Origin of the sequence: Paenibacillus sp. KS1, from assembly GCF_001680695.1 — a bacterium.
Lineage (GTDB): Bacteria > Bacillota > Bacilli > Paenibacillales > Paenibacillaceae > Paenibacillus_B > Paenibacillus_B suaedae.
In genome coordinates, this window is sequence record NZ_MAIS01000031.1 from 15,843 (window position 1) to 41,368 (window position 25,526).

Sequence of the window (25,526 nt, forward strand, 5' to 3'; positions counted from 1 at the left end):
TTGTAAGAGAATAGGAACAAATTGTAAAGAAGCAAATGGGATAGCAATATTTAGCATATTGGAGTATTCAAAAGAATAAGTTCATAAAGTTTTTTCTGAACGTATCTTACAAACTGTTTTCATGGTTGTTCTCTGTTTTTTCCAAGGGTTAAAATGGATATAGCGTAAATAACGCTCAATTCCATACGCAAGAGAGGTGACAGGATTGTCCATGATCAAGGTCAACCAAGTGACTAAAATATTTGGACAGCACGAACAAAAAGCACTCACTCTACTGCAACAAGGGTGGTCAAGAGAGCGGCTCGCCAAAGAAAAACAAGCGACCGTAGCTGTGAACCAGGTATCCTTTGCCGTGGAAAAAGGAGAAATCTTCGTTATTATGGGTTTGTCCGGCAGTGGCAAATCCACACTCGTGCGCATGCTAAACCGACTCATTGAGCCAACCTCAGGTGAAATCTGGCTGAAGGATCGGAATATTTCGAGACTGAATGCAGCCGATTTGCGAGAGGTGAGGCGAAGGACAATTGGGATGGTATTTCAGAAATTCGCACTCTTCCCCCACCGTACTGTGCTTGACAATGCCGCATATGGCCTCGAAATACAAGGTCTCTCCAAGGAACATCGCTACCGCAAGGCCACTGAAGCGCTAGAGCTCGTCGGCCTAGGTAGCTGGGAAGACAAATACCCGGAAGAACTAAGCGGCGGCATGCAGCAGCGAGTTGGATTGGCACGTGCCTTAGCTAATAATCCAGATATCCTCCTTATGGATGAAGCATTCAGTGCACTAGATCCGTTAATCCGCCGCGATATGCAGGATGAACTGCTTGCCCTGCAGCAGAAAATGCACAAAACCATCATTTTCATTACCCATGACTTGGATGAAGCGCTGCGCATCGGCGATCGCATCGCCTTGCTGAAAGACGGCAAGCTTATTCAGATTGGAACCCCCGAGCAAATGTTGATGCAGCCAGCTGACGAATATGTAGAGCGATTCGTTGAAGGCGTAGACTTATCCAAAGTCCTTACCGCCTCGCATATTATGCGCAGGCCAGAGACGATATCCTTAGATCGCGGTCCGCGAGTGGCGCTGCAATTAATGAGGGATATCGGTATTTCCACACTGTTCGTCGTCGGAAAGGATAAGTCCCTTCAAGGGGTCGTTACAGCCGAACAGGCTAGCGAGGCAGCTCGCAGAGGCCTATCCTTGCAACAAGTCATGCACATCGACGTTCCCATCGTATCGCCCTCTATTGTTCTTCATGAGCTGCTAGCCTTATCTGGCGAAGCGAAACTTCCTATTGCTGTTGTCGATCCGGATGGCAAGCTAATGGGCGCCATTGTACGCGGTGCCGTACTCGGAGCGCTTGCAGGCAATCTAATTGACTCAGCGGATGAGATGGATGATTCTACGAAATCTATGCCAACTGCCTCATCAGGACTCGAGCGCCTAGAACCCTTAGCTAACGCAGACAATAGCAGTCGCTCTACGGAAGGAGTGACACTCGATGCAGCTGAGAATCGGTGATTGGGTCGAGCACGCCGTCAATTGGCTAAGCACGAACGCAGATGGATGGTTCCGACTGCTCTCCAAATGGATTGAGCGAATTGTAGAGAGCATCTCGGATCTCTTTCTGCTGCCACCGTCTTATGTGCTCATTTTCATGGCTGCATTGCTTGCCTTTGTCATCGGCCGATGGTCACTATCGCTGCTTACGCTTATCGGACTCTTTATCATCGATTGGCTTGGATACTGGGAACCCACAATGAATACACTTGCGCTCGTAATTGTCGCCACGATCCTATCAATCATCATCGGCGTCCCGCTAGGCATCGCTTGTGGGAAAATAGACCGATTGTCCCGCATTGTCAAGCCAATACTGGACTTCATGCAGACGATGCCGGCATTTGTCTACCTGCTTCCCGCCGTATTTCTATTCGGTCTAGGAATCGTACCTGGCGTGATTGCTTCTATTATTTTTGCCGTTCCTCCTACCATTCGCCTAACTGAACTCGGCATACGTCAAGTTCCGCACGACATGATCGAAGCCGCTTCCGCGTTCGGCTCTACATCCATGCAGACCTTGTGGAAGGTACAGCTTCCCGTAGCCATGCCGACACTAATGGCGGGCGTGAATCAGACCATCATGCTGACGCTATCCATGGTCGTGATCGCATCCATGATCGGGGCACAAGGGATTGGCACCGAAGTCTATCGAGCTGTCACAATGCTCAAAATCGGCAAGGGATTCGAGGCAGGGCTGTCTGTTGTACTGTTAGCCATCATCTTGGATCGTTTCTCTCAACAATGGCTGAAAAAACGGAAAACGAATAAACAAGGAGCGTGATGGAAATGAAACAACGTCGTACAAAGTATTGGGTGCTGGCTGGACTTGTTGCTATGTTAGGCTGGACTTTGGCCGGATGCGCCGACTCATCTAGCAGCACGGCTGGCAATGATGGAACCGCGAGTTCAACAGGCGGCAGCATCGGAAAGCAGGTTGATTATAAGATTATCGGAATTGATGCCGGTGCAGGCATTATGCAATCGACAGAAGCAGCTCTTAAGGATTATGAGCTGACCGATTGGAAGCTGATCGAAGGCTCTGGGGCTGCGATGACTGCCGCTCTAGATAAAGCAATCAAGAAGCAGGAGCCTATCATTATTACGGGCTGGACGCCGCACTGGATGTTCGCGAAGTATGAATTGAAATACTTAGAGGATCCGAAGGGTATCTACGGCGGCGATGAGCAAATTCATACGATTGCTCGCAAGGGATTGAAGGAAGATGAGCCAAGCGCGTACAAGACATTGGATCAATTCGAATGGGCGGCTGAAGACATGGCGAAGGTAATGGTGGACATTCATGATGGTCAGGAGCCGAAGGATGCAGCCAAGGCTTGGATCGAAGCGAATGCAGACAAAGTCCAGGCTTGGACGAGCGGAGTCGACAAGGTTGAGGGTAAGAAGCTCAAGCTTGGATATGTGGCTTGGGATTCCGAAATAGCGAGTACAAATATTATTGCTTCCGTATTAGAAAATGAAGTTGGGTATAAGGTCGATCTGATTCAGGTAGAGGCTGGTCCAATGTGGACAGGTGTTGCCAATGGTGACGTTGACGCAATTGTAGCAGCTTGGCTGCCTACTACCCATAAGGACTATTATGAGCGCTTCCAAAATAATGTGGACGATCTTGGCCCGAATTTGAACGGTACCAAAATTGGTCTCGTCGTCCCTTCTTATGTTACTATTCAATCGATTGAGGATATGAAGAAATAGACCCCACATTATGGGCAGTCCTTGTCTGATAGATAGAGCGGAAGCATCGTTCCGTGATATCCAATCCATCACAGATGATTATGCGCATCGTAATGGCGAATACACGATAACATTATCCATTTAAAAAAAAGCGCCTGTGGCAAGGATCGGATTCCCGATTCAATGTCACATGGCGCTTCTTCAATTGCTTACATATAAGTTGTTATCCGTTAGCTTCTTCCTTGATTCATGGAACCAAGGAACGGTGTCACTGATCCAACTGCCAACAAGGCAAGGCGATGCATTGCTCGCGTACACACTGTGTAGAACAGCTTGCGATCTGCTTCATTCCCATAAGCCTGCTCGTGCGCGTCAAATACAATAACTCCATCGAATTCAAGACCCTTCGCCAAGTAGGATGGGACAACCCATAGTCCGGATACGAACTGCTTCGTATGCTTCGATACCCGCTTCAATTGCGGGAAGCTGTGCTGCAGGCATTCGTGAACCTGCGCCGCTGTCGCTTCATCCTTCGTAATAATTGCAATGGAAGCAAGCTCCCCTGCCTCAGTCCATGCCGATAGCTGCTTACTAGCTTGATCCAGCTGCTCCTCCTCGTCCTCGCAGCGAATGAGAATAGGCTCTTCACCCTCTCTACTGAAAGGCTCTACCTTCTCGCCATTTGGCAGCACACTGCTCGCGAGCTCCATAATATTGCGAGTAGAGCGATAGCTCTTGCGAAGCGTAATAACATCGGACTTCTTCTCTGAGAATACAGCTTGCAGCGCGGACGCTGACCCCATACGATTCGATTCGTAGATCGCTTGATTCCAATCGCCCAATATCGTGAAGCGGCTGCGTGGGAATAATCGAGTCAGCAGCGCATATTGGAACGGCGAGTAGTCCTGCGCCTCATCGATCACCACATGTCGAATATGGTTAAAGGTGTCGAATCCTTCTACACTTTCAATTAAATACAGCAATGGGGAAGCGTCCTCAAATGGAATCATCCCTGATTCGAATTGATTTACTGCCCGCTGGCCAATTGCCCGTATCGTCTCCACGTCAATGGTTCCATTGACGCTCGCGATACCATCTGTCTGACGCGCCCAATGCTCAAGCTTGCGCATGCAGTCACAATACATCTCTTCCCAATCGACGAAGCGAAGCTCCTTCGCCTGCTTGCGGAACCGCTTCAACCACTTGTTCACCTGCTTGCGGCTCAAGTCGCGAAGCTCTTCTTCCGTCCCTAAATAATTCGGCTGCTGCTGCAGCTTGCGATAGACACGCTTCTGTTCCTTCACTGCCCAAGCACGAAGCTGTTCCAGCAGCCAATCTCTTAGCTTGTCCATCCGAGCAGGCAATGACCAATCCGCAAGCTGGCTATAGAATTGCTCCGCAAGCTGTTCGGTGCTAATTATCGTCCGCTTCGGCGTCCCAAAGCGAATGAAGCGCATGCCTTCCCGCTGCAATGATTCAATATAGCGATCGAGGATCTGCTGATAGCCCGCCGAAGCTTTCCATCTTGCCGCGGCCGCTTCGACTCTTGCCTCTCTAGAAGCTGTCCAGCGTTCCATGCCCTGCATGAGGCGTTCCGTCTGATCATAAATATCCTCAATGCTGCGCTCGGTGACGAGCCGATGCTCGATATAAGATTGGAACGTCGTCTGCGTCATATTCTCCTCGCCAAGCTCAGGCAATATGCTGGACACGTAATCGTTGAATAGATCATTCGGTGAGAATAAGATAATTTGCTCGGAACGCATGCTGCTGCGATATTTGTACAGCAGGTACGCAATTCGCTGCATGGCTGCTGACGTCTTGCCGCTTCCTGCCGCTCCCTGCACAATAAGCACATCATGCAGGTCATCCCGGATAATGGCATTCTGCTCGCGCTGTATCGTGCTGACGATACTCTTCATCTTCGTATCAGCACTCCGCTTCAGCATCTCCTTCAGCATGTCGTCGCCGATCTGAATACCGGTATCGAAGACAGCCTCCAAGCGGCCATTTCGGATGAGGAACTGACGCTTGAGCGTCATCTCTCCTTCAATAACTCCTGCTGGAGTCCGATATTGCACCGGACCTGGCGCATAATCATAGAACAACCCAGCAATCGGCGTACGCCAATCGTAAACAAGATGTTCTCCACTCTCTTCATCCGACACGGACATGAGCCCGATATAGACTGGTAGTGTCTCCATGTCTCCATCTTCTATAAAGTCAACGCGCCCGAAGTAAGGCGCCTGAATATGCTTGCGCAGCTTGTTCAGCCATTTGGCTGCATGCTTCTGTACGCGTTCGTGACTTGCCAAGTCCTTCGCCTGCTGCATGATGCTCACATACGTCTCGAACATCTCGTCATTATCGACCGATACCTCGTCCCAGAATTGGCGCTTCATCTCCACAATTTCTGCTTGACGTTCCTCAGCGGTCGCTTCTAATGCAGCGATCTGGCGATCCATTAAGCGAAGCACGCCTGTTAGATATAATTCTTCCTCATCCCTCATGGATGGTTGTTCGTTCACCTTGCAACTCCTTTCCGCCTGCTGGCCGATTCGAATCCTCTTAGGATCTGTATCGAAAAGTACTATTATATCCTAAACTTAGGCTCCGTGTAACGTCCCTGCACTTTCGTTTGCATTCTCCGCATCGTCTAAGTGAAGAATGACCGTTTCAAGCGCCTTCACCACATCATCCTGCGACATACTCGGCATGTTGGAATAACGAGCTGCCTGTACGGGCAAAAATGGGATATGAATAAATCCGCCGCGCTTATGATTTGGATCTTGCTGCTCATTAAGAAGGTGCATCAGCCGGTAAAATATCGCATTACACACGAACGTTCCCGCTGTATAGGAAATCGAGCAAGGGATGCCCTCTTCTTGTACAGCCGCGCGAATTGCCTTCAATGGCATACGGGCCCAATAGGCGACTGGCCCATTCTCGACAATGGCTCCATCAGTTGGCTGCGCCCCATCATTATCAGGTATGCGTGCATCCTTCAAATTAATGGCTACACGTTCCAGTGTAATATCCGGTCTGCCTCCGGCTTGACCGACACAGATCACGGCTTCCGGCTTCACTTGCTCCATTGTTTCCGCCAGCACGGTTCCCGCCCGCTCGACCGAGGTTGGAAGCTGGATGGCATGAACGTCGTAACGTCCGATACTGCGACCATGAAGCAGCTTAACTGCCTCCCAAGAAGGATTAATCGTTTCATTGCCAAATGGGTCAAACCCTGTGATGATTACTGTGTTGCTCATCGATACAGCACCCCGCTCTGTTTTATTTTCAATACGTAGGAAATATGCTATTCTTGTCAACGAATGTGAAAGGAGATACATACCATGTCACAACTAGATATTTCATCCCTCATCCTGCTCGGATTTGCAGGACTCGGCATTGTAAGCGGCAATTCTACCGTTACGATCGCAATGGTCGTTCTTCTGCTGCTCCGCGTGACGAACATGCAGAGCCTATTCCCTTGGATTGAGAAGTACGGATTAACTGTTGGCATCATTATCTTGACGATCGGAGTCATGGCACCGATTGCAAGCGGCAAAATGTCCATCGATACGATCGCGCAATCCTTTATGAATTGGAAGTCGCTGTTAGCTATTGCCGTCGGAATCCTCGTTGCGTATTTGGGAGGCCGCGGCGCCCAATTAATGACTCAATCTCCAACTGTGGTCGCTGGTCTGCTCGTAGGCACCGTTCTTGGCGTGGCCTTGTTCCGCGGTGTTCCGGTCGGCCCTCTCATTGCAGCAGGCATACTGTCATTGCTGCTCGGGAAATCATAACGACGACCTCGAATCATCTTCATCATACGATGATTCCTGATATACGGCAAATCACCTATTAGGGCTATTTTGCTCACATAGCAGCTGCTTTAGCTGTCGCATATTAGCAGTTCAGCAGCAAATATGATCAATGGGATAAGGCACGTCAAATGTTAAATTTGTGCAACAAAATGATTGACAATATTTCATCCACAGTGCTAGAATCAACAAGCAGACAGGACGATAACAATGAATCGTCCAACTAAATTCATGCAGAAAGGCAGGTAAACTCCATGTTGACAGTACAATTGCTAAATCAACACATTGATAACGCAGCCGCAGCACAAGCAATTTCATATCAGTGGAGCCCTGCTGAACCGAGCGATCTGATTGGTTTCTAACGATTAGATCGAACGGAAGAATGAATCCATTTCGATAGATCATGAGGTACTGATTGGGTAATCGCCAATCAAGTGCCATGATGGATTTCGGATCGTGGAATCAGGATTGGACAACGGGCGCTCACCGCTCGTACATATGACCTTATTCATCAAGGGATATCGTTTACGAACGGTATGCCCTTTTTTTATTGTCTGGCGATCAATCTGCAACAAATGACAAAGGATGTGAATGTATGTTTTCCGTACTAGGAAAGCTCGGCTGGTTCTTTAAAGAACACAAAACGAGATACTTAATCGGGGTAACCCTGCTCATCGCAGTAGGCATACTTGAACTTCTGCCTCCCCGACTGCTCGGTAATGCTATCGATGAGATCGTAACAGGTGCGATCACGTGGCAGTCTCTAACGAAGTACCTATTTTACATTCTCGGTTCCATGGTGATCATTTATGGAATTACGTATGTATGGATGTATCAAATCTTCGGAGGAGCCAACCTTGTGGAGCGCAAGCTGCGCTCCAAGCTGATGCGCCAGTTCTTGAAGATGACGCCTCCGTTCTTCGAGAAGAATCGTACAGGCGACTTAATGGCGCGATCAACGAATGACCTGCGTTCCGTTGCCATGACAACTGGCTTCGGCATGCTTACCTTAACCGACTCGACTGCATTTCTCGCGACCGTGCTTGTCGCAATGCTTATAATGCAGTGGAAGCTGACACTTGCGGTGCTGCTCCCGCTGCCCTTCATCGCCATCGCGATGAAGATATTCGGCAAGAAGATTCATGAGCGCTACACCATTGCACAGGATGCGGTCGGCAAAATGAATGATCAGGTGCTCGAATCAGTTGGCGGTGTACGCGTACTTCGCGCCTATGTACAAGAGAAATCAGATGAACAGCACTTCCGCAACATCGTACAGGACGTGTATGAGAAGAATGTCGCTGTTGCCAAAATTGATGCGTTGTTCGATCCCGTTATTCGCTTGTTTATCGGGCTTAGCTACATGATCGGGCTTGGATTCGGTGCTTATCTGATTATTCATAATGAGATGACACTAGGTGAATTGCTGACATTCAATATGTACCTTGGATTTATGATCTGGCCAATGTTTGCCATTGGCGAACTTATCAATGTTATGCAGCGTGGGAATGCCGCAATGGATCGGGTAAACGAAGTTCTTCATTACACCCCAGATGTACAGGATGCAGCGCAACCTAAGGAAGTCGATGTTCCAGCAACCTTCACTTGGAAGCATTACAAATTCCAGTATCCATCGTCGACGGTGCCTAATCTGGAGGACATTTCACTTACGCTGCGCAAAGGTCAGACGTTGGGCATTGTCGGACGTACCGGCAGCGGCAAGTCAACGTTCATTAAACAATTGCTGCGGGAATACCCGATTGGGAATGGTCAGTTCTTAATCAATGACGTGCCGCTCGATCAAATTCCAATGGATCAACTCCACAGCTGGATCGGTTATGTGCCGCAGGAGCAAATTCTATTCTCAAAAACCGTGAAAGAAAATATTCTACACGGTTCAGAACATGGTACGGAACAAGATGTGATGAATGCCATCGATACGGCCTCCTTCACACATGACCTTCCTACCCTGGTCAACGGTATCGACACGATCGTTGGTGAGAAAGGTGTGGCGCTGTCTGGCGGTCAGAAGCAGCGTGTATCTCTGGCACGTGCCTTCATTAAAGACCCAGAAGTGCTTATTTTGGATGATGCCCTCTCTGCGGTAGATGCACGGACAGAAGCGAATATTATTAAGAATATTCGTGAGCAGCGTGCTGGCAAGACGACACTCATTACAACACACCGTCTGTCTGCCATCGAGCATGCAGATATGATTATTGTCATGGATGACGGACGCATCGTCGAGCAAGGCACGCACGAGCAACTGCTCCAGCAAGGCGGCTGGTATAAGGAACAGTATGACCGCCAGCAATTGGAGTCTGGATTGTAAGAAGGGAGGAAATACAACGTGGAAATGGAACAACAAAAAGAAGCGCCTCGTCATGTAGGCAGACGATTATGGCGCTATGCGTTGAAATATAAAGGTACGTTCATACTTGCACTACTCATGTTGGCGCTGGCCGTGGCGGCAGAGCTGTCCGGCCCATTCATCGCCAAGACGATTATCGATACGCATATCTTGGGGATTGAGAAGCCCTATTATGAAGTTAATGCGCTAGCAGAGGGTGCCATCACATACGAAGGACGTACCTTAAAGCGCGAGGATCGCTTTGAGCCTGGCGAGGAGAAAGGCGCCGAAGCACGCATTCTGCAAGTCGGCTCCCAATTCCTATTCGTGAATGGACACATTCCTGAACAAGCAACGGGTGATCGGATATTCAAGGATGGAACCTTGACGATCGGAACGGGCGATACGGCTTATAGCTCCCCTGCTGTCGTCATGTCTCTGCAAGAAATATTGCATTTCTACGAGCCGGAGATTGCAAGCATCGTGAAGTTGATGGCTCTCTATTTTGGATTGCTTGTCGTGAGTATCTTCATGAGCTTCGGCAAGACACTTGGCTTACAGACGGCTGCGAACCGAGTTATTCGAACACTTCGCGGCGATGTCTATGCCCATGTGCAGCGTCTGCCAATCCCGTACTTCGATAACCTGCCCGCAGGGAAGGTTGTCTCACGTGTAACCAATGATACCGAAGCAGTGAAAGACTTGTTCGTCTCCGTACTGGCGAACTTCACATCCGGGATCATTACGATATCTGGTATTTATGTCGCACTGTTCATCTTGGATGTAAAGTTGGCGCTCGTCTGCATGTTCGTGCTGCCACTTATCGTATTGTGGGTTATTCTGTACCGTAAGTTCGCAACTCGCTACAACAAGATCATTCGTTCGCGACTGAGCTCCATTAACGCCATGATCAACGAATCGATCCAAGGGATGCCTGTCATTCGTGCATTCCGCCGTCAGCGTCACACAATGGATGAATTCAATGCCATGAACGACGAGTACTTTACGTACCAGAATAAGATGTTGAACTTGAATGCATTCACCTCGCACAACTTGGTTAATGTATTGCGCAACATTGCATTTGCGGTTGTGCTCTGGTATTTCGCTGGCGCTTCCTTGAGCGGCTCCGGGATCATCACGCTCGGTGTGCTGTATGCATTCACCGATCTGTTGAACCGCTTGTTCCATCCAATTATCGGAATGGTGAACCAACTAGCCAATCTCGATTCATCCATCGTCTCGGCTGGGCGTGTCTTCGAGCTCATGGATGAATATGGCGAAGAGCTCGACGAAGGCTCCATGCCGCGCTATAAGGGGCATGTTGAGTTTGACAGCGTCTCCTTCGCATATAAGGAAGATTACGTCCTGAAGAACATCAATTTCGAGGCGAAGCCAGGACAGACGGTTGCTCTCGTCGGCCATACTGGTTCCGGAAAGAGCTCGATAATGAACTTGCTCTTCCGTTTCTACGACCCGCAAAAAGGGGAAATCCGCATTGACGGTACGCCTATCACGAGCGTTCCGAAGCAATGGATTCGTGAGCATATGGGAATCGTGCTGCAAGATCCGTTCCTCTTCACCGGAACAATCGCCAGCAATGTCAGTCTCGGCGATCCGCGCATTTCGCGCCAACAGGTGGAGGACGCCTTGAAGGCCGTCGGCGCAGATCGAATATTGAAGCAGCTTCCGAACGGTATTGATGAGCCCGTTATCGAGAAGGGAAGCACACTCTCAGCCGGACAGCGTCAGTTGATTTCCTTCGCCCGTGCTCTAGCGTTCCAGCCTTCCATCTTAATCCTGGATGAGGCAACTGCGAACATTGATACGGAGACAGAGGCTCTGATTCAAGAGGCACTCGATGTATTGAAGCGTGGACGTACCACATTCATCATCGCCCACCGCTTATCGACGATTCGCAGTGCGGATGTGATTCTTGTGCTCCATCGTGGTGAGATTGTAGAACAAGGCTCCCATGATGAGCTTATGGAACTGCAAGGACGTTACTATAAGATGTACCAGCTCCAGCAAGGTTCAGTCGCTGCACCTATAGAGCATACCGCAGCAGTTTTATCCAGTACGAAGCTTGGCACGAGTTCGGCTTCTGCTGTCCCTACGACCTAATCGATCATGTTCAATAAGAAGAGCGTTCACTACGTCTGCATAAGCAGACATGGTGAACGCTCTTTCTGATCGATACAATCATTTAACGCAGGGAACACTTATTTTTAATAAAGTGGATTTGATTCTCTACTCGATTGAGTTCCTGCTCCAGATCATAAGACATGCCTCCAATCGCCTTTGAACGAAGCGATTCAAGTTCTGCCTTAAGCTGCGGCAAATCGGTACTTGCCTGAGAGCAGGAGTAGTCGCTCTCCAGATTCAGATGATCCATCGATTTGGCATCCTCCTTGAAAGGCGTTAGACAACAGGAAAGGCAATACTTCATAACTGCAATATCGAGGATAAGCCAACATGATTGCTGTATACATGCTTAATTGTTATTGCAGTTACTTGTGTTTGCCTTTTGCATTATTGGCATCTGAAGTACGCGTCGTCGTATTTTGACGGGAATGTCCTTGTTGTTTATGTGCCATTTGTTTACACTCCTTTGTCTTGTGCTTTGTCGTCTGTCATCCATGAGTTGGGAAGGTCAGCATTGCACGCAAGTTCATTCCTTCTTCCGGAAGTACGAGGCATCAGGCATCATATAATGAATGAGTATCCGTCTAGCCTTGCTGCTTCGGAATCTGGTTCAAGCTTGCTGCCCGGTGGGCAATCTTGCCTAGCTTCGGAGTTACTTGCTCCTCCATGATGCTGGCCTGATTCTGTTGTTGATGAATTCGCTGCGCTTTGTTATGCGGCATATCACTCACCTCCACTTATAGACTTCCCGCTTACCCCACATTTATAACGTCTTATGCCGATCTAATTCCTGTAGGATCTCTTCAAGTATCTTCAAACATATCTTGGGACTATCCTCCGAGCACAACCCGATCATCCACAAATTTCTCCCCACGAACACGCTCGAACTCGCGAAGCAAGGAATCTACCGTTAATGTCTGCTTCGACTTCGACGGAATATCAAGCACGATTTTCCCCTTATCCATCATGATAAGGCGATTGCCTAGCCGAATGGCCTGCTCCATGTTGTGTGTCACCATGAGTGTAGTAAGCGCTGATGCTCGCACAATCTCTTCTGTTAGACGAGTAATAAGCTCTGCACGGCCAGGATCAAGGGCTGCCGTATGCTCATCAAGCAGCAAGATACTAGGCTGCGTGAACGTGGCCATCAATAAGCTTAAGGCTTGGCGCTCACCGCCAGATAATAATCCCACCTTAGCGTTCAAGCGATTCTCCAAACCAAGCTTAAGTCTGGACAATTCCTCTTTGAACAAGGTTCGGCGAGCGCGCGTAACACCGAATCCCAGCCCCCGTCTCGTTGCACGGCGCAGGGCAATAGACATATTTTCCTCAATCGTCATATCCGGTGCCGTTCCAGCCATCGGGTCTTGGAACACACGACCGATCCAGCGACTCCGGCGATGTTCTGACATGGATGTTACCTCATGACCATCTAACGAGACGCTACCTACATCAGGCGCAATCACTCCGGAAATAATATTCATTAGGGTCGATTTGCCTGCTCCATTGCTACCTATAACCGTAACGAAGTCGCCAGGTTGTAAATGCAGTTGAATATGAGACAATGCCATCTTCTCATCAGCCGTATTCGCATTAAAAAACTTACTTACCTGATTGACATGCAGCATCCCTATTCACCACCCTTTTGAATCATCTGGATAGCACGAAGCTTGCTTGCACGACGTTGATTCCATGACTTGCGAATCATCGGTATCGTTAAGGCAACAATAACGATAATTGCTGTGAGCAGCTTCAAATCGGTTGCATTCATTTGCATTCGCAAAGCAATTGCGATAATGACCCGATACAGCACAGCACCTAGCACCACAGCTAGCGTAGCACGCATGATCGTGCGATGGCCAAATATCGCCTCACCGATAATGACAGAGGCCAGCCCCACAACAATCATGCCTACCCCGGATTGGATATCCGCGAACCCTTGGGATTGCGCGACAAGTGCGCCTGATAGAGCAACAAGTGCATTCGAGAGACTGACGCCAAGAATAATCGTATTGTCGGTATGCACACCGAAGCTGCGAATCATCCGCGGGTTGTTCCCCGTCGCGCGCAGTGACAAACCAATTTCCGTACGCAAAAACCAGTCCAGACCAAATTTAATAAGCAGCGCAAATGCTCCCATTACCAAAAGCAGCGTAAATCCATGCGATAGAGGCGTCAGCAGCGTCTCATTCTGCATCAGGCCAATATTGGCCTTGCCCATAATCCGCAAATTAATGGAATGCAAAGCAATCATCATCAATATGCCAGATAGAAGTGCGTTGATTTTCCCCTTCGTATGAATAAGACCCGTAATCATGCCTGCAATTCCACCACCGAGAAATGCAAGCAGCGTACCAATCCAAGGCGATATGCCCGAAGTTATTGATAATGCAGCGATCGCTGCACCCGTCGTAAAGCTTCCGTCTACCGTTAAATCCGGGAAATCAAGTATGCGAAATGTTAAGTATACCCCTAACGCCATTACAGCATATAACACGCCTAACTCGGCCGATTTCAGCATCGCTAATCCAAATCCATCCACGAGCCATCGCTCCTTCCTCGATTCGTATAAATGAACGAACGGCCCGTATCGAAATCAACTCGAACAACCAACATGATTGCGGTCGCCAAGCCGTTATCGTACAGGCCGTATGTAGTGCAGTAGTGCGGCTGCCTGTGCTTACACTTGATGCGCGATTAGAGCCTCATAGAACGGTTCGGTAAAGCATGATTCTGCTCTCTTTCGTCTTCCGCATGTGCAGCGAAGCAATGCCTACCGTCTTTATTGGAACAAGTTCTCCGGCTTGACCTGCTGCTTCATCGCATCCGATACATCGAATCCTTGAGCAGCTGCAGCCTTCAGGTTCAACGCCAAATCGAGAGATTCAGGAATACGAGCAGGAACATCAGCCGGTTTCTTGCCGTCCTTAAGGATTTCAACAGCCATCTTGCCGGTCGTATAACCTAGATCGAAATATTCGAAGCCGAAGGAAGCAACACCGCCGTTCTTTACTGAGTCTTTCTCTGCAACGAACACCGGAATCTTATTGTCATTGCCCACACCAATAACCGAGTTCAACGCACTTACGACTGTATTATCAGAAGGAACATAAATGGCCTGCACCTTGCCAATAAGCGATTCCGCAGCTTGCTTCACTTCCGAGCTATTCGTTACAGGGGCTTTGACAACCGATAACCCGAGCTTTGTTAGAGCTTCCTCAGCTTTCTGGACATTGACTACGGTGTTTTGCTCGCCTTCATTCGCGATGATGCCTACTGATGCAATATTTTTGACATTGTCCTTAATGAACTCCATCAACTTGGAGATCGCTTCCGGATGCAGATCTGTCGTTCCCGTCACATTGCCGCCAGGGCTCTCCATGCTCTGCACAAGACCCGCTCCTACAGGATCCGTAACCGCCGTAAACAGCACAGGAATATCCTTCGTCTCCTTCGCTGCAGCTTGAGAAACCGATGTGCCAATCCCTAAAATGAGATCCACTCCGCCCGTCGCGAATTTCTGCGCGATCGTAGCTGCATTTGTCTGATCACCCTGAGCATTCTGATGATCCAGTACTAAGTTCTCTCCTTCGACATAACCATTATCCTTTAATGCTTGAACGAAGCCTTTATAGGCCTCATCGAGGGATGCATGATTGACAACCTGGGTAATGCCAATTTTGACTTTCTTGCCTTCAGCAGAGCCCTTAGCTCCTCCGCTCCCTTCACTAGTGGCATTATTGGCAGATCCACCATTCCCACATGCAGCTGCAAACAGCATCAGAAGCGACATAATTGCAGTCATAACAAGATGACGACGAGATTTCATCATGACCATTCTCCCTTTCACATCATAAATTCTTGTAAACTATCATTTTTCTTGGTTCACCACAACACTAACGTTGTTAGCAGTGGTCAATTTCAACAAAAAAATGATTTACCACATAAAAGCATAAAACCACAAAAGCTTAAAAGCATGATCCAAGTAACGCGTTATAGGCATATTGTACCTACATATTCCAACTCGTCAATAATAACGTTTGATAAATATGGCATTTTCTAGTATTTTATTTCATTTTTTTGTGTTTTTCTCTACTTTTTAAATAATCGCTGTCCTACATATAAAACAGCCACCCCTTCAGACATCGTAGTTTGAAAGAGTGGCTGTCATGTATGATTGTTTTCAAATGTATTTCTAAGCATGAAACGCAAGCAGAACAAGGTGCATCAGGAAGCCTCGAGACTTATCCGCTTCCTACGATATTCAATTTCAGCAAGAAGCATATCGACAAATGTAGCCTCCAATTGCATACGAACAGCTTCCTCATAAGCTTCTTGTAGTGATTCGTCGGTCAATAACGTGTACATAACGTGTAGATTATACCCCTTTGTTCACGTCTCTGTAATCACGTCTGCGTGCCACGCCATCCGCATAGGCCGCATCTACGACCGCATCACGAACCTTCGGCACAACTTGTGCATTAAAGACGCTCGGAATGATATAGAGTTCATTCAGCTCATCGGCAGGTACAACTTCAGCAATTGCATGTGCCGCTGCCAGCTTCATACGTTCTGTCACCTTGGACGCACGGCAATCCAGCACGCCGCGGAACAGCCCTGGGAAACAGAGAACATTATTGATTTGGTTCGGGTAATCCGAACGGCCTGTTGCAATAATGCGAGCAATATCTTCGATTTCGTCCGGATCGATTTCTGGAGTCGGATTGGCCATAGCAAATACGATTGGGTCGGAAGCCATTGTCATGACATCCTCTCTCTTCAATACACCTGGCCCGGATACGCCGATAAATACATCCGCACCTCGGATAACATCACTCAGAGAACCGCTCTCTAAGTTCGGATTTGTCTTCGATGCGTACCGATTCCATGCTTCATTTTCATACACGGTATCGCGTACTAGCGCACCCTGACGATCGACACCAATGATATTCACAACTCCTGCTGTGAGCAGCATCTCCGTGCATGCCATTCCGGCTGCACCTACGCCGCACAGCACAATCTTGCAATCCTCGATCGACTTGCCAACGATACGCAACGCATTGAGAATTCCCGCCAGCATGACTACAGATGTACCATGCTGATCATCGTGGAAAATAGGAATATCCAATTTCTCGCTTAATCTCTGCTCAATTTCAAAGCAGCGCGGTGCCGATATGTCTTCCAAGTTAATGCCGCCAAATGCCGGCGCAATCGCTTCAATCGTTCGTATGATTTCTTCCGTGTCCTGCGTATCCAGACAGATCGGGAAAGCATCTACATTGGCAAACTGCTTGAACAGCATTGCCTTCCCTTCCATAACTGGCATTGCTGCTAGTGCTCCAATATTGCCAAGCCCCAGCACTGCCGTTCCATCCGAGATGACGGCAACCGTATCCCGCTTAATCGTCAGCGTATAGGCGCGGTTAGGATCTTCGTGGATAGCCATACATACACGGGCAACGCCTGGCGTATACACGCGTGACAGATCGTCACGGTTACGAATCGGTACTTTCGGGGTCATTTCAATCTTGCCGCCGAGGTGCATCAGGAATGTCTGATCCGAGACGTTCACGATCGTAACACCCTTCAGCTGCTTCAACCGCTGTACGATGCGATCACCTACACTGCCATCATACACATTGACCGTAACGTCTCGTACTGTAAATGCCGGTGTGCCGCGAATGACGTCTATCGCAACAATATCCCCGCCGCTCTCGCCGATTGCTGCTGCAATCTGAGCAAATGTACATACATGCTTGTCAATTTCCATTCGAATAATAATATTCGTGCTTGAACCTAGTGACTTGGCCATGGCTTGCACTCTCCCCTGAATCAACTGCTTCCTTAACGTTACAGACGTTCCAGTATACTAGCCAACAATGCAGTTCGACGCGGCAACTCATGCAGCCAAATAAATTCCGACGGTGAATGTGCGCCATCTCCGCGCACACCTAATCCATCGAGCGTTGGTGCTCCACATGCTGCTATGAAATTCCCGTCGCTTACACCGCCCGTGCTTGTCTCCTCCAACTCCAAGTTCAATTGTTCTTTCGCTGCTTCTCTAGCTATCTGATACAGCTTCGCAATCGAATCTGTCCGCTCCATAGGGGGACGATTCATGTCTCCAGTCAATCGGAGACGAACATCGGGATGAATTGAAGCAAGTCCATGAATCCTCTCTACAAATCGATTGAAATCTTCCATCGTCCGGACGCGCACATCAATGTCTGCTTCGGCATAATCGGCTACCACATTGGCTCCAATCCCACCGCTTATTTTACCAACGTTCACATGTATGCCGCGTTCTGGATCCGACATACGGTGAAGTTGAATAATTTGATGTGCTAACTCTTCGACCGCAGATACGCCCGATTCGGGATTGACACCCGCATGTGCTGCTTGTCCCTCAACAGATAGATAGAATCGACCACTACCCTTGCGAGCTGTCTTCAATGCTCCAGTAGGCTCCATCGGCGGCTCTAGCACGAAGGCCGCCTCGCAGTCTCTCGCATAGAATTCAATCCATTGTCGCGAAGTTGGACTTCCAATTTCTTCATCACTATTAATTAATAACACAATTGATAGCTGTTCGGGAAGTCTGTTTGTAAATTGTAGAATTTTTATCGCAAATAATGCTTGGATCAAGCTCGCCTTCATATCATATACACCGGGCCCGTAAGCTCGTTTGCTGTCTACGCGGAATGGCCTTCTCTTCGTCTCTCCCGCAGGCCATACGGTATCCGCATGGCCTACGAGCAATATGCTCCTCGGACCGCTGCCTACGCGAACGACGAGTCTATCTCCATATCTATCATTCGGAACTCGTTCTACTACTGCTCCAAGTTCCTTCTTGAAGCAAGCCTCATACCAATCTATCATCCGGTCGGTTAACTCTTTATTCGTTGATGGGGAATCCATATTCACACTCTGCTCCAGCAGGGCAAGCATTTCGGGCAGCCACCGTTCCAATTGCTCTACGAATTTCATATCTACTTTACCTGCCTTAATGGGATTGCGAATTGGAGCCGAACAATCGATCCAACCCGTACACCCGTTCTAAGATGAAGATAAATACGAGACTTAGCAATATCATGATGGAAGAAATAGACGCGACAAGCGGTGTTAACGATTCCTGCATATAATTGAAGATAGCCATCGGAAGTGTTGTCGTTGATGGAGATATTAAGAATAAGGATACCGTGACATTATCGAATGACGTCAGAAACGCAAACACCATTCCTGAGAAAATAGCAGGCCGGATAACTGGCAGGGTAATGTCCCAAAACGTGCGAATCGGATTCGCACCTAGAATAGCCGCAGCCCGCTCCAATGTATAATCGAAGGAACTGAGCCCGGTCAGCACAAGCCGTACGACGTATGGTACCGAGATCAAGATATGAGAGAGCAGCAACCCCGTAAAGGTACCAGCAAGTCCAATTCTCGTAAAAAATAGAAGTGCAGATATCCCTATAATCAAGGAAGGTACTGTCAATGGGGACAAGAGCAGCGCGTTGATCGCTCCACTCCCCTTGGGCTTATATTTGTGCAGTGCGAATGCAGCCAGTGTACCAATGATTGTCGCGATTACAGCTGTAATGGATGCCAGCTTCACACTTACCCAAAATGACTCAATGAACTCTGGACGGTCAAAAATTTTCACATACCACTGCAGCGAAAAGCCCTCTGGTGGAAAGCGAAGCACCCCCGTCGAAGTAAATGAGGTGGGCACGATAATAAGGAGCGGCGATATGACCATTAGAACGACGAGAAACGTAATGATGCCAAGCGGCGAAATTCGAAATCGTTTCGATTCGTTCATCATGACGAGAACACCTCCTTATATCGTTTCGTCTCAACCAATCGTGTAAATAGAGCCACGAGGCCAAGCGTCGAGCCAAGAAGCAAAAAGGCAAGCGCTGCGCCAAGCGACCAATCATAGGCAGCCATCATCTTCTCGTAGGCGATAACCGGCATTACCTTCACAGATGTCCCCCCCATAAGTGCAGGCGTGACAAAGGCACTCATCGCCAAGCTGAACACAAGCGTCGTGCCGGCAAATATGCCAGGCATGCTTAGCGGCAGCGTCACACTGAAGAACATCCGCGAACGGGAAGCACCTAGTATCCCTGCGGCCTTATACAGGGAAGCATCTACTGCATATAGGCTCGTTGCAATCGCAAGTACCATATAGACAATTAATGAATCTGCAAGGCCGATAACGACGCCAAGCTCGTTGTACAACAGACGCAGCGGTTTCTCAATTACTCCTAGCGAGATAAGGGTGTTATTAATGAAGCCATTGTCGCCTAAGATGACCACCCAGCCGAAATTCCGGATGACGACGCTAATAAGATGAGGAGAAATAATGAGAAACGTAATGAATCCCCGCATTTTGGGCGTTGCCTGCGCCATATACATGGCTACGGGATAGCCAAGTAGCAGGCACACGATAACTGTGTACAGACTAAGCTTGATTGTTCGCCACAGCACCTCTACATAGTACGGATCTTGAAAAAATAATACATATTGCTCCAGTGTGAATGCACCAGTTCCTCCATCTTCACGAATGCTAATTACGAACATGTACAGCATCGGCAGTACAAATACACCCAGTATCACGATCAGGCTGGGAACAAGCAGCAGTAGAGCTGCCCAGGACTTACTTCCTGCGGGCTTCGCCATATGCTAGCCCTCCTTCCGCGGGAAGACGATGACATCTTGCTCATCCCATGTAAGCTTCACCAGCTGTTCGTCTGACACATGCTGATGACGACGCTGGGAATGAGTTCGCACACTGATCAAACCATCGGCTGTTCGTACAACCATCTCTCCATATGAGCCAAGGAAGGACACCAGCGAAACAGCTCCATGCGAGCAATTGGATTCAATCGAGGAATCTCCAGCTTCCGATCGTGCCGCTTCCATTCGAATATGTTCAGGCCGGACATAAGCGAGCACCTGCTCTCCTTCCTTGAACGAGTATCCCTTCCGTTCAGCCTTCAGCCTTATTCCTCCTGCTGTACGCAGCTCCCCCCAATGATCGTTTACAGCAACGACAGTAGCTTCGAAGCGATTGGATTTGCCAATAAACTCATGCACGAACGCTGAGGCTGGCTCATGATAGATTTGCTCAGGAGTCCCAATCTGCTCTACAGCTCCGTGATCAAGCACGACAATTCGATCAGAGAGATACATTGCTTCTTCTTGATCATGTGTGACAAATATCGTCGTTACGCCGATTTCCTGCTGCAGACGCTTCATTTCCTCCCTTAATTCCTCTCTTAGCTTCGCATCGAGATTACTAAGCGGTTCATCCAGCAGCAGCAGTGACGGCTCCGTCACAAGTGCCCGAGCGATAGCGATCCGCTGCCGCTGTCCTCCTGACAATTGCTTCGGATATCGATCAATGACATGCGGAAGCTTCACGAGATCAAGCACCTTCTTCACGCGATCCGCCATCTCCGACTTCGATGTCTTTCTCAGCTTCAAGCCGTATGCAACATTTTCCCCGACTGTCATATGCGGAAATAAAGAGTACGTCTGAAATACCATGCCGAGATCTCGTTTATTCGCAGGAACACCACGCATGGATTTGCCTTTAATTCGCAGTTCTCCTCCATCCGGTTCTAAGAAGCCGGCGATCATATTTAATGTCGTCGTCTTCCCACAACCCGAGGGCCCGAGGAAAGTAACACACTCTCCCCGTTCCACTCCCAAGTTGAAATTGTCAACGACGACCGTTCCACCGAAGCGCTTATGAACGCCCTGCAATTCTACGTCGTACGTGATCGTCATGAGCATATCCCCCATCCTGATTATCTATAAGTTATTTACCTACGAGAGGTGCTACTTCCTTATTGAACTGATCGAGCCATTGCTTCGTATTGTCACTAATGACACCATAGTCAAATTTCACAATTTTACTTTTATCAAAATCAAGCAGCTTCGCCGTATCCTCAGGCAGCTTCACATCAACAGCCGTGTTGTAATACAACTTCGTCGCGTACAGCGTCTGTACTTCGTCCGTCAGCAGGAAATCGATGAATGCTTTGGCCGCATTAGGATGCTTCGCACCCTTGATTAAGGAAGCGACGTTCGGCACGATGTTGGCGCCTTCTTTCGGAATGACGAACTGCAAGTCCACGCCTTGATCCTTCTGTACGATACTTCTTGCCATCGTCCAAGCTGTATAGGCTGCCGTGTTATTTTGCAAATTCTGCTGCAGCTGAGCCGCAGTCTTCGCGAATGTCGGCATATAACCTGCGATTGTCTTCAGTTTATCGAAGCCTGCAGCCATGTCCTTCTCAGAACCGCCATTGGCATAAGCAAGCATAATGGTGGCTGAACGGCCGAAGTTGCTCGACATTTCTGTCAGCGTAATATTTCCCTTCATGGCAGGAAGAGCAAGATCATTCCAAGACTCCGGTACAGGCAGTCCCTTCTCCTTCACCAGCTTGACATTGTATGAGATGCCCATTGGGGTATAGTTGACCGTTACGCCGCTGTTTTCATTGATCTTCAGTTGTTCGTCAACTTTGGACATATTCGGAATCTGTGCAGGATCGAGTGCTTCCCATAGTCCCTTCTCGCGGCCTGCCTCCTGCTCGCCACCTTCAATGACGGCTACATCAATTTGCGGAGATCCCTGCTGCGCCGTGACCTTGGCCACAATATCTGTCGATACGCCCGATACATAGGACAGCTTTACGTCTGGGTATTTTTCATTGAACTTTTTGAAAATTTCGTCCTTCATCAAGGTCTCCACCGTAGCTCCATTCCCGGCGATAACCAGTTCACCTTCCACAGACGAACCATTGGAACCGCTTCCATCTTTGCTGCTGGAATTTGAAGATCCGCAAGCAGCCAACAAAGAGCCGATCAAGGTTAAAGTTAATATCAATGATGCCCAGCGACGTGCTTTCATTGTATTCCTCCCCCAAATTTGTTCACTATTCGTGAACAGTGTTTATAATTGGTGAATCTTGGTTTGATTTTAGCATAGGGGCATGGTATGTTCAATATAGAACCATGAAATTTGTCACATTTTAACACAATTTGTACCCAGCCTCGCACAATTACTTGAACAACGCCATATTTCCATTTGTCAGCATCATGCCATCAATTGAAAATATCGGCTAGTACGATCATAGGAGAGAGAATATGGAGCACTATCTGTCATCCGTTCAGAAATGCTGTACACTGCTGAAGCTGTTTCTTCACGGATCGAAGGAATGGGGAGTCACGGATTTAAGCCTCGAATTGCAGTGGTCTAAGGGGGCTGTCCATAAAATGCTGACCACCTTGGAGAGCGAAGGACTGATCAAGCAGCATCCACGGACGAAGCTGTATTCATTAGGGTATACACTGCTGGAATTACGAAATAAGGTAAAAAATGATGATGATATGGTCAGCTTTGCAAGACCTTACTTGCAGCAGCTCGCAGACTTGACGAAGGAGTCGGTATGCTTATGTATTCGCGATCAGCAGGATGCTATCTATGTCGACAAGCTCGACTCCCCGCTGCCAATCCGCTTTATCATTGATGCCTATAGGCGGTTTCCGCTCTATGCGACAAGTGCCTCGCGCGTTATTCTGGCCTATAGTTCGGAGTCGCTGCAGCAGACCTTGCTTGAAGAACCAATGACTGCCTTCACGAACTACTCCATCACGGAGCGCGAGCAAATGAGCGAGCGTCTTGCAAATATCCGTGAACAGGGCTATGAGATGAGCTCGAACATGCGCAATATTGGCGTAACCGGCATTGCTGCACCGATTTTCCATGGTGATGGCTCTGTACATGCATCTATTAGCTTAATCGGCCCGAGTGATCGAATGGAGCCTCATGTCGATCGCTGGATCAGCATGCTGCTGCAGGTGACCCAAGAGATGTCGCGCCTGCACGGCTTTAGTTAGACGCGTATCCTTGCAAGCAACGCATCGCCCTCATCATACATAAGGGAAGCTGGATTGAAGAGGAACCTTCCCCTTAATCCGCTTCCCTTATTGTTGTTTTGCTATTAGATGAGTACGATTAGCATACCGTAACCGTTACTCACGGTTCAGTTCGAGCCACTGCGACCCGTCATGTTTATTGATCGTAAACGTGAAGCCTAGCATTTGCGACAGTGAGCGGAGCGGAACATATAATTGCCCATCCTTCACTTCTGGTGCTAGCGGCATGACAAGCGTCTGCCCACCAACCTTCGCCTGCTTGCTATTCATCGTTAGTTCCGCTACTGCTCCCGTAATATCATCAGTTATGGTCAGCTTCGTCTTGCCTTCCCATTTCAGCTTCGCATCGAATTCCTCCGTAATAAAGCGCAGCGGAACCATCATCGTTCCACTCTTCGTATACGGCAGCGCCATATCATCATAGAACCAGTCGTCATAGTTCGTTGTTGAGACTGGGATTGTCGTCCACTTCTTCGTTACTCCCACTTGCTTCAGCCATTTGTGCGCTACAGATGAAGGGTCGAAATGTCTGAGCCACTTGCCAGGCGTCATCTCTGGATCTGTTAGGGATACGTAAGAGGAGAAATCCACGTCATCCACCTTCACATTACCATTTAGGTTGCTGTATTCGGTTGATTGGTTAATGGTAACCTTCTTGAACGGAGCGCCAGCAGAAGCCGGAACAGCGATCGCCAGCGATGCATTCAGCTTGCGAATATTCGATTCCTGATCTGCATACAGATCCAAGACGAGCTTCGTATCTGGCCCGAGCAGAACGGCCGCGTCCGGATTGCTCTTCACCCAAGCCTCATAACCTTGATCCAGCTGTGAAATGATGGATGGCAGCTGTTCCTTGAACATTTTGTACGCCGATAATCCAAATGCCTCGCCATCCTTCAGCATATCTGGAACCTCTCCCTCCATCTCAGGAGCTGCTTGCGCTAGCGCAGCCGTTAGCATCGGTACGTACCACTTGCCCATTTCCAGAAACCAAGCCTTCATGCCCTCTTCGTCCTTCAGAGCGGATTGAAGCAGTTGCTTCACCCATGGCACCAGTTCATTGCCTCCGAATTCAATATGGAGCTGCGATAATGGCAGCGATTGTCCCATTATTTGCTCTGTGACTTGCTTTACAGATGCATTTTGAGGATTCGGTGCATGCTTGCCAAATAGCGTTATCGTAGATTCAGTAAAAGCCTTCAATTGCTTTGAGGCAGGTTGAACAGTAGATAAAAGTTGAGTATTCATATCATTGCTCATTACAATAGGGGATTTAGCTCCCTCCAGCTTAAGCGCCATGCGATTGTCTTTCCAGCCGATTGTGAACGGAACCTCGTCGCTTGCCACCTTCAGCTTGCCACTCATCGAAAAACGCTGGGCATCCTGCGCCTTCACTTGAATCGTCAATTGCGCATCGTTGAATGCTTTTATCATTGCAGTATCATCATCTTGCAGCTTGCCAGATGCCGGCTCAAAATGAATGCTCATCGTCTGCTGTGCTTCATACGAGTTGATGTCCAGCTGCTTCTTCATGACCTTCGTTACATCAAGTCCGCCAATTGATTGACAGCCTGTAAGCAGCACAAGCACTGCCGCCATGCACATTGCTAACCACTTGCATGTTTTCATGTCCCGTTTCCCCTCTTTCCATTTCATATCGAATACCTGCCTTTACAATTCCGCTCCGATACGTAAGCTGTATGTATCTCATGACCATTATGAAGGACATCGGAATACCGTGTAAAGAAATAATTCCAACAATATATCGGAGATCCCCTGTTGGCTGCAGTTACTCCTGCAATTACTCTAGTGGTTGTTCTTGTAGTTGTTCTTGCAATTCATCTCCATCTATATCAGCAGTCCTCCAACCGTCTCACTGCCTGAATAGAAAAAGCGCTGCCAGCTATATTCCAAGAATACAGCGAACAGCGCCAATTGTAGCAATGCCTATTCAATCATCATATGGAAGTACTAGACATCTAATTAGCTATTCGTTCATTGTGGA

General features: G+C 48.5%; 22 protein-coding genes. 7 read left to right on the top strand and 15 right to left on the bottom strand.

Going from position 1 to position 25,526, the window contains the following annotated elements; all coding sequences use genetic code 11:
* Window positions 1–205 precede the first annotated feature (205 nt).
* The 3 genes from BBG47_RS12450 to BBG47_RS12460 are packed head-to-tail and all read left to right on the top strand — an operon-like array spanning window position 206 to window position 3,277.
* A complete protein-coding gene (locus tag BBG47_RS12450) occupies window positions 206–1,525 on the top strand; it encodes a quaternary amine ABC transporter ATP-binding protein (protein WP_083189256.1) in 1,320 nt (439 codons plus the stop codon).
* Window positions 1,506–2,345 carry an ABC transporter permease gene (locus BBG47_RS12455; protein WP_065291966.1) on the top strand — a complete coding sequence of 280 codons (840 nt, stop codon included), beginning with the start codon at window positions 1,506–1,508 and terminating at the stop codon, window positions 2,343–2,345. The genes BBG47_RS12450 and BBG47_RS12455 overlap by 20 nt, the downstream gene beginning before the upstream one ends.
* 5 nt (window positions 2,346–2,350) lie before the next feature.
* The gene (locus BBG47_RS12460; RefSeq protein WP_065291967.1) at window positions 2,351–3,277 is read left to right on the top strand and encodes a glycine betaine ABC transporter substrate-binding protein; all 927 of its coding nucleotides are present in this window, start codon (window positions 2,351–2,353) and stop codon (window positions 3,275–3,277) included.
* A gap of 209 nt (window positions 3,278–3,486) precedes the next feature.
* Here BBG47_RS12460 and helD read toward each other — a convergent pair whose 3' ends face one another.
* Window positions 3,487–5,784, bottom strand: a complete 2,298-nt coding sequence (gene helD, locus BBG47_RS12465) for an RNA polymerase recycling motor HelD (RefSeq protein WP_083189258.1) — start codon at window positions 5,782–5,784, stop codon at window positions 3,487–3,489.
* A 78-nt stretch (window positions 5,785–5,862) separates the two neighbouring features.
* Window positions 5,863–6,522 carry a pyroglutamyl-peptidase I gene (gene pcp, locus BBG47_RS12470; protein ID WP_065291968.1) on the bottom strand — a complete coding sequence of 220 codons (660 nt, stop codon included), beginning with the start codon at window positions 6,520–6,522 and terminating at the stop codon, window positions 5,863–5,865.
* Window positions 6,523–6,606: 84 nt separating this feature from the next.
* On the opposite strand from pcp, the gene BBG47_RS12475 reads away from it, so the two are divergent.
* The 3 genes from BBG47_RS12475 to BBG47_RS12485 all read left to right on the top strand — a co-directional run bounded on the left by BBG47_RS12475 (window position 6,607) and on the right by BBG47_RS12485 (window position 11,548).
* Window positions 6,607–7,059 (top strand): DUF441 domain-containing protein, encoded by a 453-nt coding sequence (locus tag BBG47_RS12475; protein ID WP_021260612.1) that lies wholly within the window; start codon window positions 6,607–6,609, stop codon window positions 7,057–7,059.
* A gap of 613 nt (window positions 7,060–7,672) precedes the next feature.
* The gene (locus BBG47_RS12480) at window positions 7,673–9,409 is read left to right on the top strand and encodes an ABC transporter ATP-binding protein (RefSeq protein WP_065291969.1); all 1,737 of its coding nucleotides are present in this window, start codon (window positions 7,673–7,675) and stop codon (window positions 9,407–9,409) included.
* Between the two features lie 24 nt (window positions 9,410–9,433).
* Entirely contained in the window at window positions 9,434–11,548 is a 2,115-nt protein-coding gene (locus BBG47_RS12485) for an ABC transporter ATP-binding protein (RefSeq protein ID WP_065291993.1), read from the top strand.
* Window positions 11,549–11,630: 82 nt separating this feature from the next.
* On the opposite strand, the gene BBG47_RS12490 is transcribed toward BBG47_RS12485, so the two are convergent.
* From BBG47_RS12490 to BBG47_RS12535, 12 genes are all read right to left on the bottom strand, one after another.
* Window positions 11,631–11,819, bottom strand: coding sequence for a hypothetical protein (locus tag BBG47_RS12490; protein ID WP_021256963.1), 189 nt, complete (start codon window positions 11,817–11,819; stop codon window positions 11,631–11,633).
* Window positions 11,820–12,153: 334 nt separating this feature from the next.
* Window positions 12,154–12,291 (bottom strand): hypothetical protein, encoded by a 138-nt coding sequence (locus BBG47_RS29910; RefSeq protein ID WP_175400525.1) that lies wholly within the window; start codon window positions 12,289–12,291, stop codon window positions 12,154–12,156.
* A gap of 108 nt (window positions 12,292–12,399) precedes the next feature.
* A complete protein-coding gene (locus BBG47_RS12495) occupies window positions 12,400–13,197 on the bottom strand; it encodes an ABC transporter ATP-binding protein (RefSeq protein WP_065291970.1) in 798 nt (265 codons plus the stop codon).
* A 2-nt stretch (window positions 13,198–13,199) separates the two neighbouring features.
* A complete protein-coding gene (locus BBG47_RS12500) occupies window positions 13,200–14,111 on the bottom strand; it encodes an ABC transporter permease (protein WP_094183158.1) in 912 nt (303 codons plus the stop codon).
* Window positions 14,112–14,351: 240 nt separating this feature from the next.
* Entirely contained in the window at window positions 14,352–15,398 is a 1,047-nt protein-coding gene (locus tag BBG47_RS12505) for an ABC transporter substrate-binding protein (RefSeq protein WP_065291995.1), read from the bottom strand.
* Window positions 15,399–15,796: 398 nt separating this feature from the next.
* Complete coding sequence (gene sda / locus BBG47_RS31070) at window positions 15,797–15,937, bottom strand: sporulation histidine kinase inhibitor Sda (protein ID WP_083189260.1); 141 nt, start codon at window positions 15,935–15,937, stop codon at window positions 15,797–15,799.
* A 10-nt stretch (window positions 15,938–15,947) separates the two neighbouring features.
* Window positions 15,948–17,381 (bottom strand): NAD-dependent malic enzyme, encoded by a 1,434-nt coding sequence (locus BBG47_RS12510; protein ID WP_021256967.1) that lies wholly within the window; start codon window positions 17,379–17,381, stop codon window positions 15,948–15,950.
* A 38-nt stretch (window positions 17,382–17,419) separates the two neighbouring features.
* A complete protein-coding gene (locus BBG47_RS12515; protein WP_065291971.1) occupies window positions 17,420–18,556 on the bottom strand; it encodes a M20 family metallopeptidase in 1,137 nt (378 codons plus the stop codon).
* 16 nt (window positions 18,557–18,572) lie between these two features.
* Window positions 18,573–19,391 carry an ABC transporter permease gene (locus tag BBG47_RS12520; RefSeq protein WP_021256969.1) on the bottom strand — a complete coding sequence of 273 codons (819 nt, stop codon included), beginning with the start codon at window positions 19,389–19,391 and terminating at the stop codon, window positions 18,573–18,575.
* A complete protein-coding gene (locus tag BBG47_RS12525) occupies window positions 19,388–20,251 on the bottom strand; it encodes an ABC transporter permease (RefSeq protein WP_065291972.1) in 864 nt (287 codons plus the stop codon). The genes BBG47_RS12520 and BBG47_RS12525 overlap by 4 nt, the downstream gene beginning before the upstream one ends.
* Window positions 20,252–20,254: 3 nt before the next feature.
* Window positions 20,255–21,364: an ABC transporter ATP-binding protein gene (locus BBG47_RS12530; RefSeq protein ID WP_065291973.1), complete on the bottom strand. Its 1,110-nt coding sequence runs from the start codon at window positions 21,362–21,364 to the stop codon at window positions 20,255–20,257.
* Between the two features lie 31 nt (window positions 21,365–21,395).
* Complete coding sequence (locus tag BBG47_RS12535; RefSeq protein WP_021256972.1) at window positions 21,396–22,493, bottom strand: ABC transporter substrate-binding protein; 1,098 nt, start codon at window positions 22,491–22,493, stop codon at window positions 21,396–21,398.
* 236 nt (window positions 22,494–22,729) lie between these two features.
* Here BBG47_RS12535 and BBG47_RS12540 point away from each other — a divergent pair, with 236 nt between their 5' ends.
* Complete coding sequence (locus BBG47_RS12540) at window positions 22,730–23,482, top strand: IclR family transcriptional regulator (protein WP_065291974.1); 753 nt, start codon at window positions 22,730–22,732, stop codon at window positions 23,480–23,482.
* 135 nt (window positions 23,483–23,617) lie between these two features.
* Here BBG47_RS12540 and BBG47_RS12545 read toward each other — a convergent pair whose 3' ends face one another.
* Window positions 23,618–25,150, bottom strand: a complete 1,533-nt coding sequence (locus BBG47_RS12545; protein ID WP_065291975.1) for a copper amine oxidase N-terminal domain-containing protein — start codon at window positions 25,148–25,150, stop codon at window positions 23,618–23,620.
* Between the last annotated feature and the right edge of the window lie 376 nt (window positions 25,151–25,526).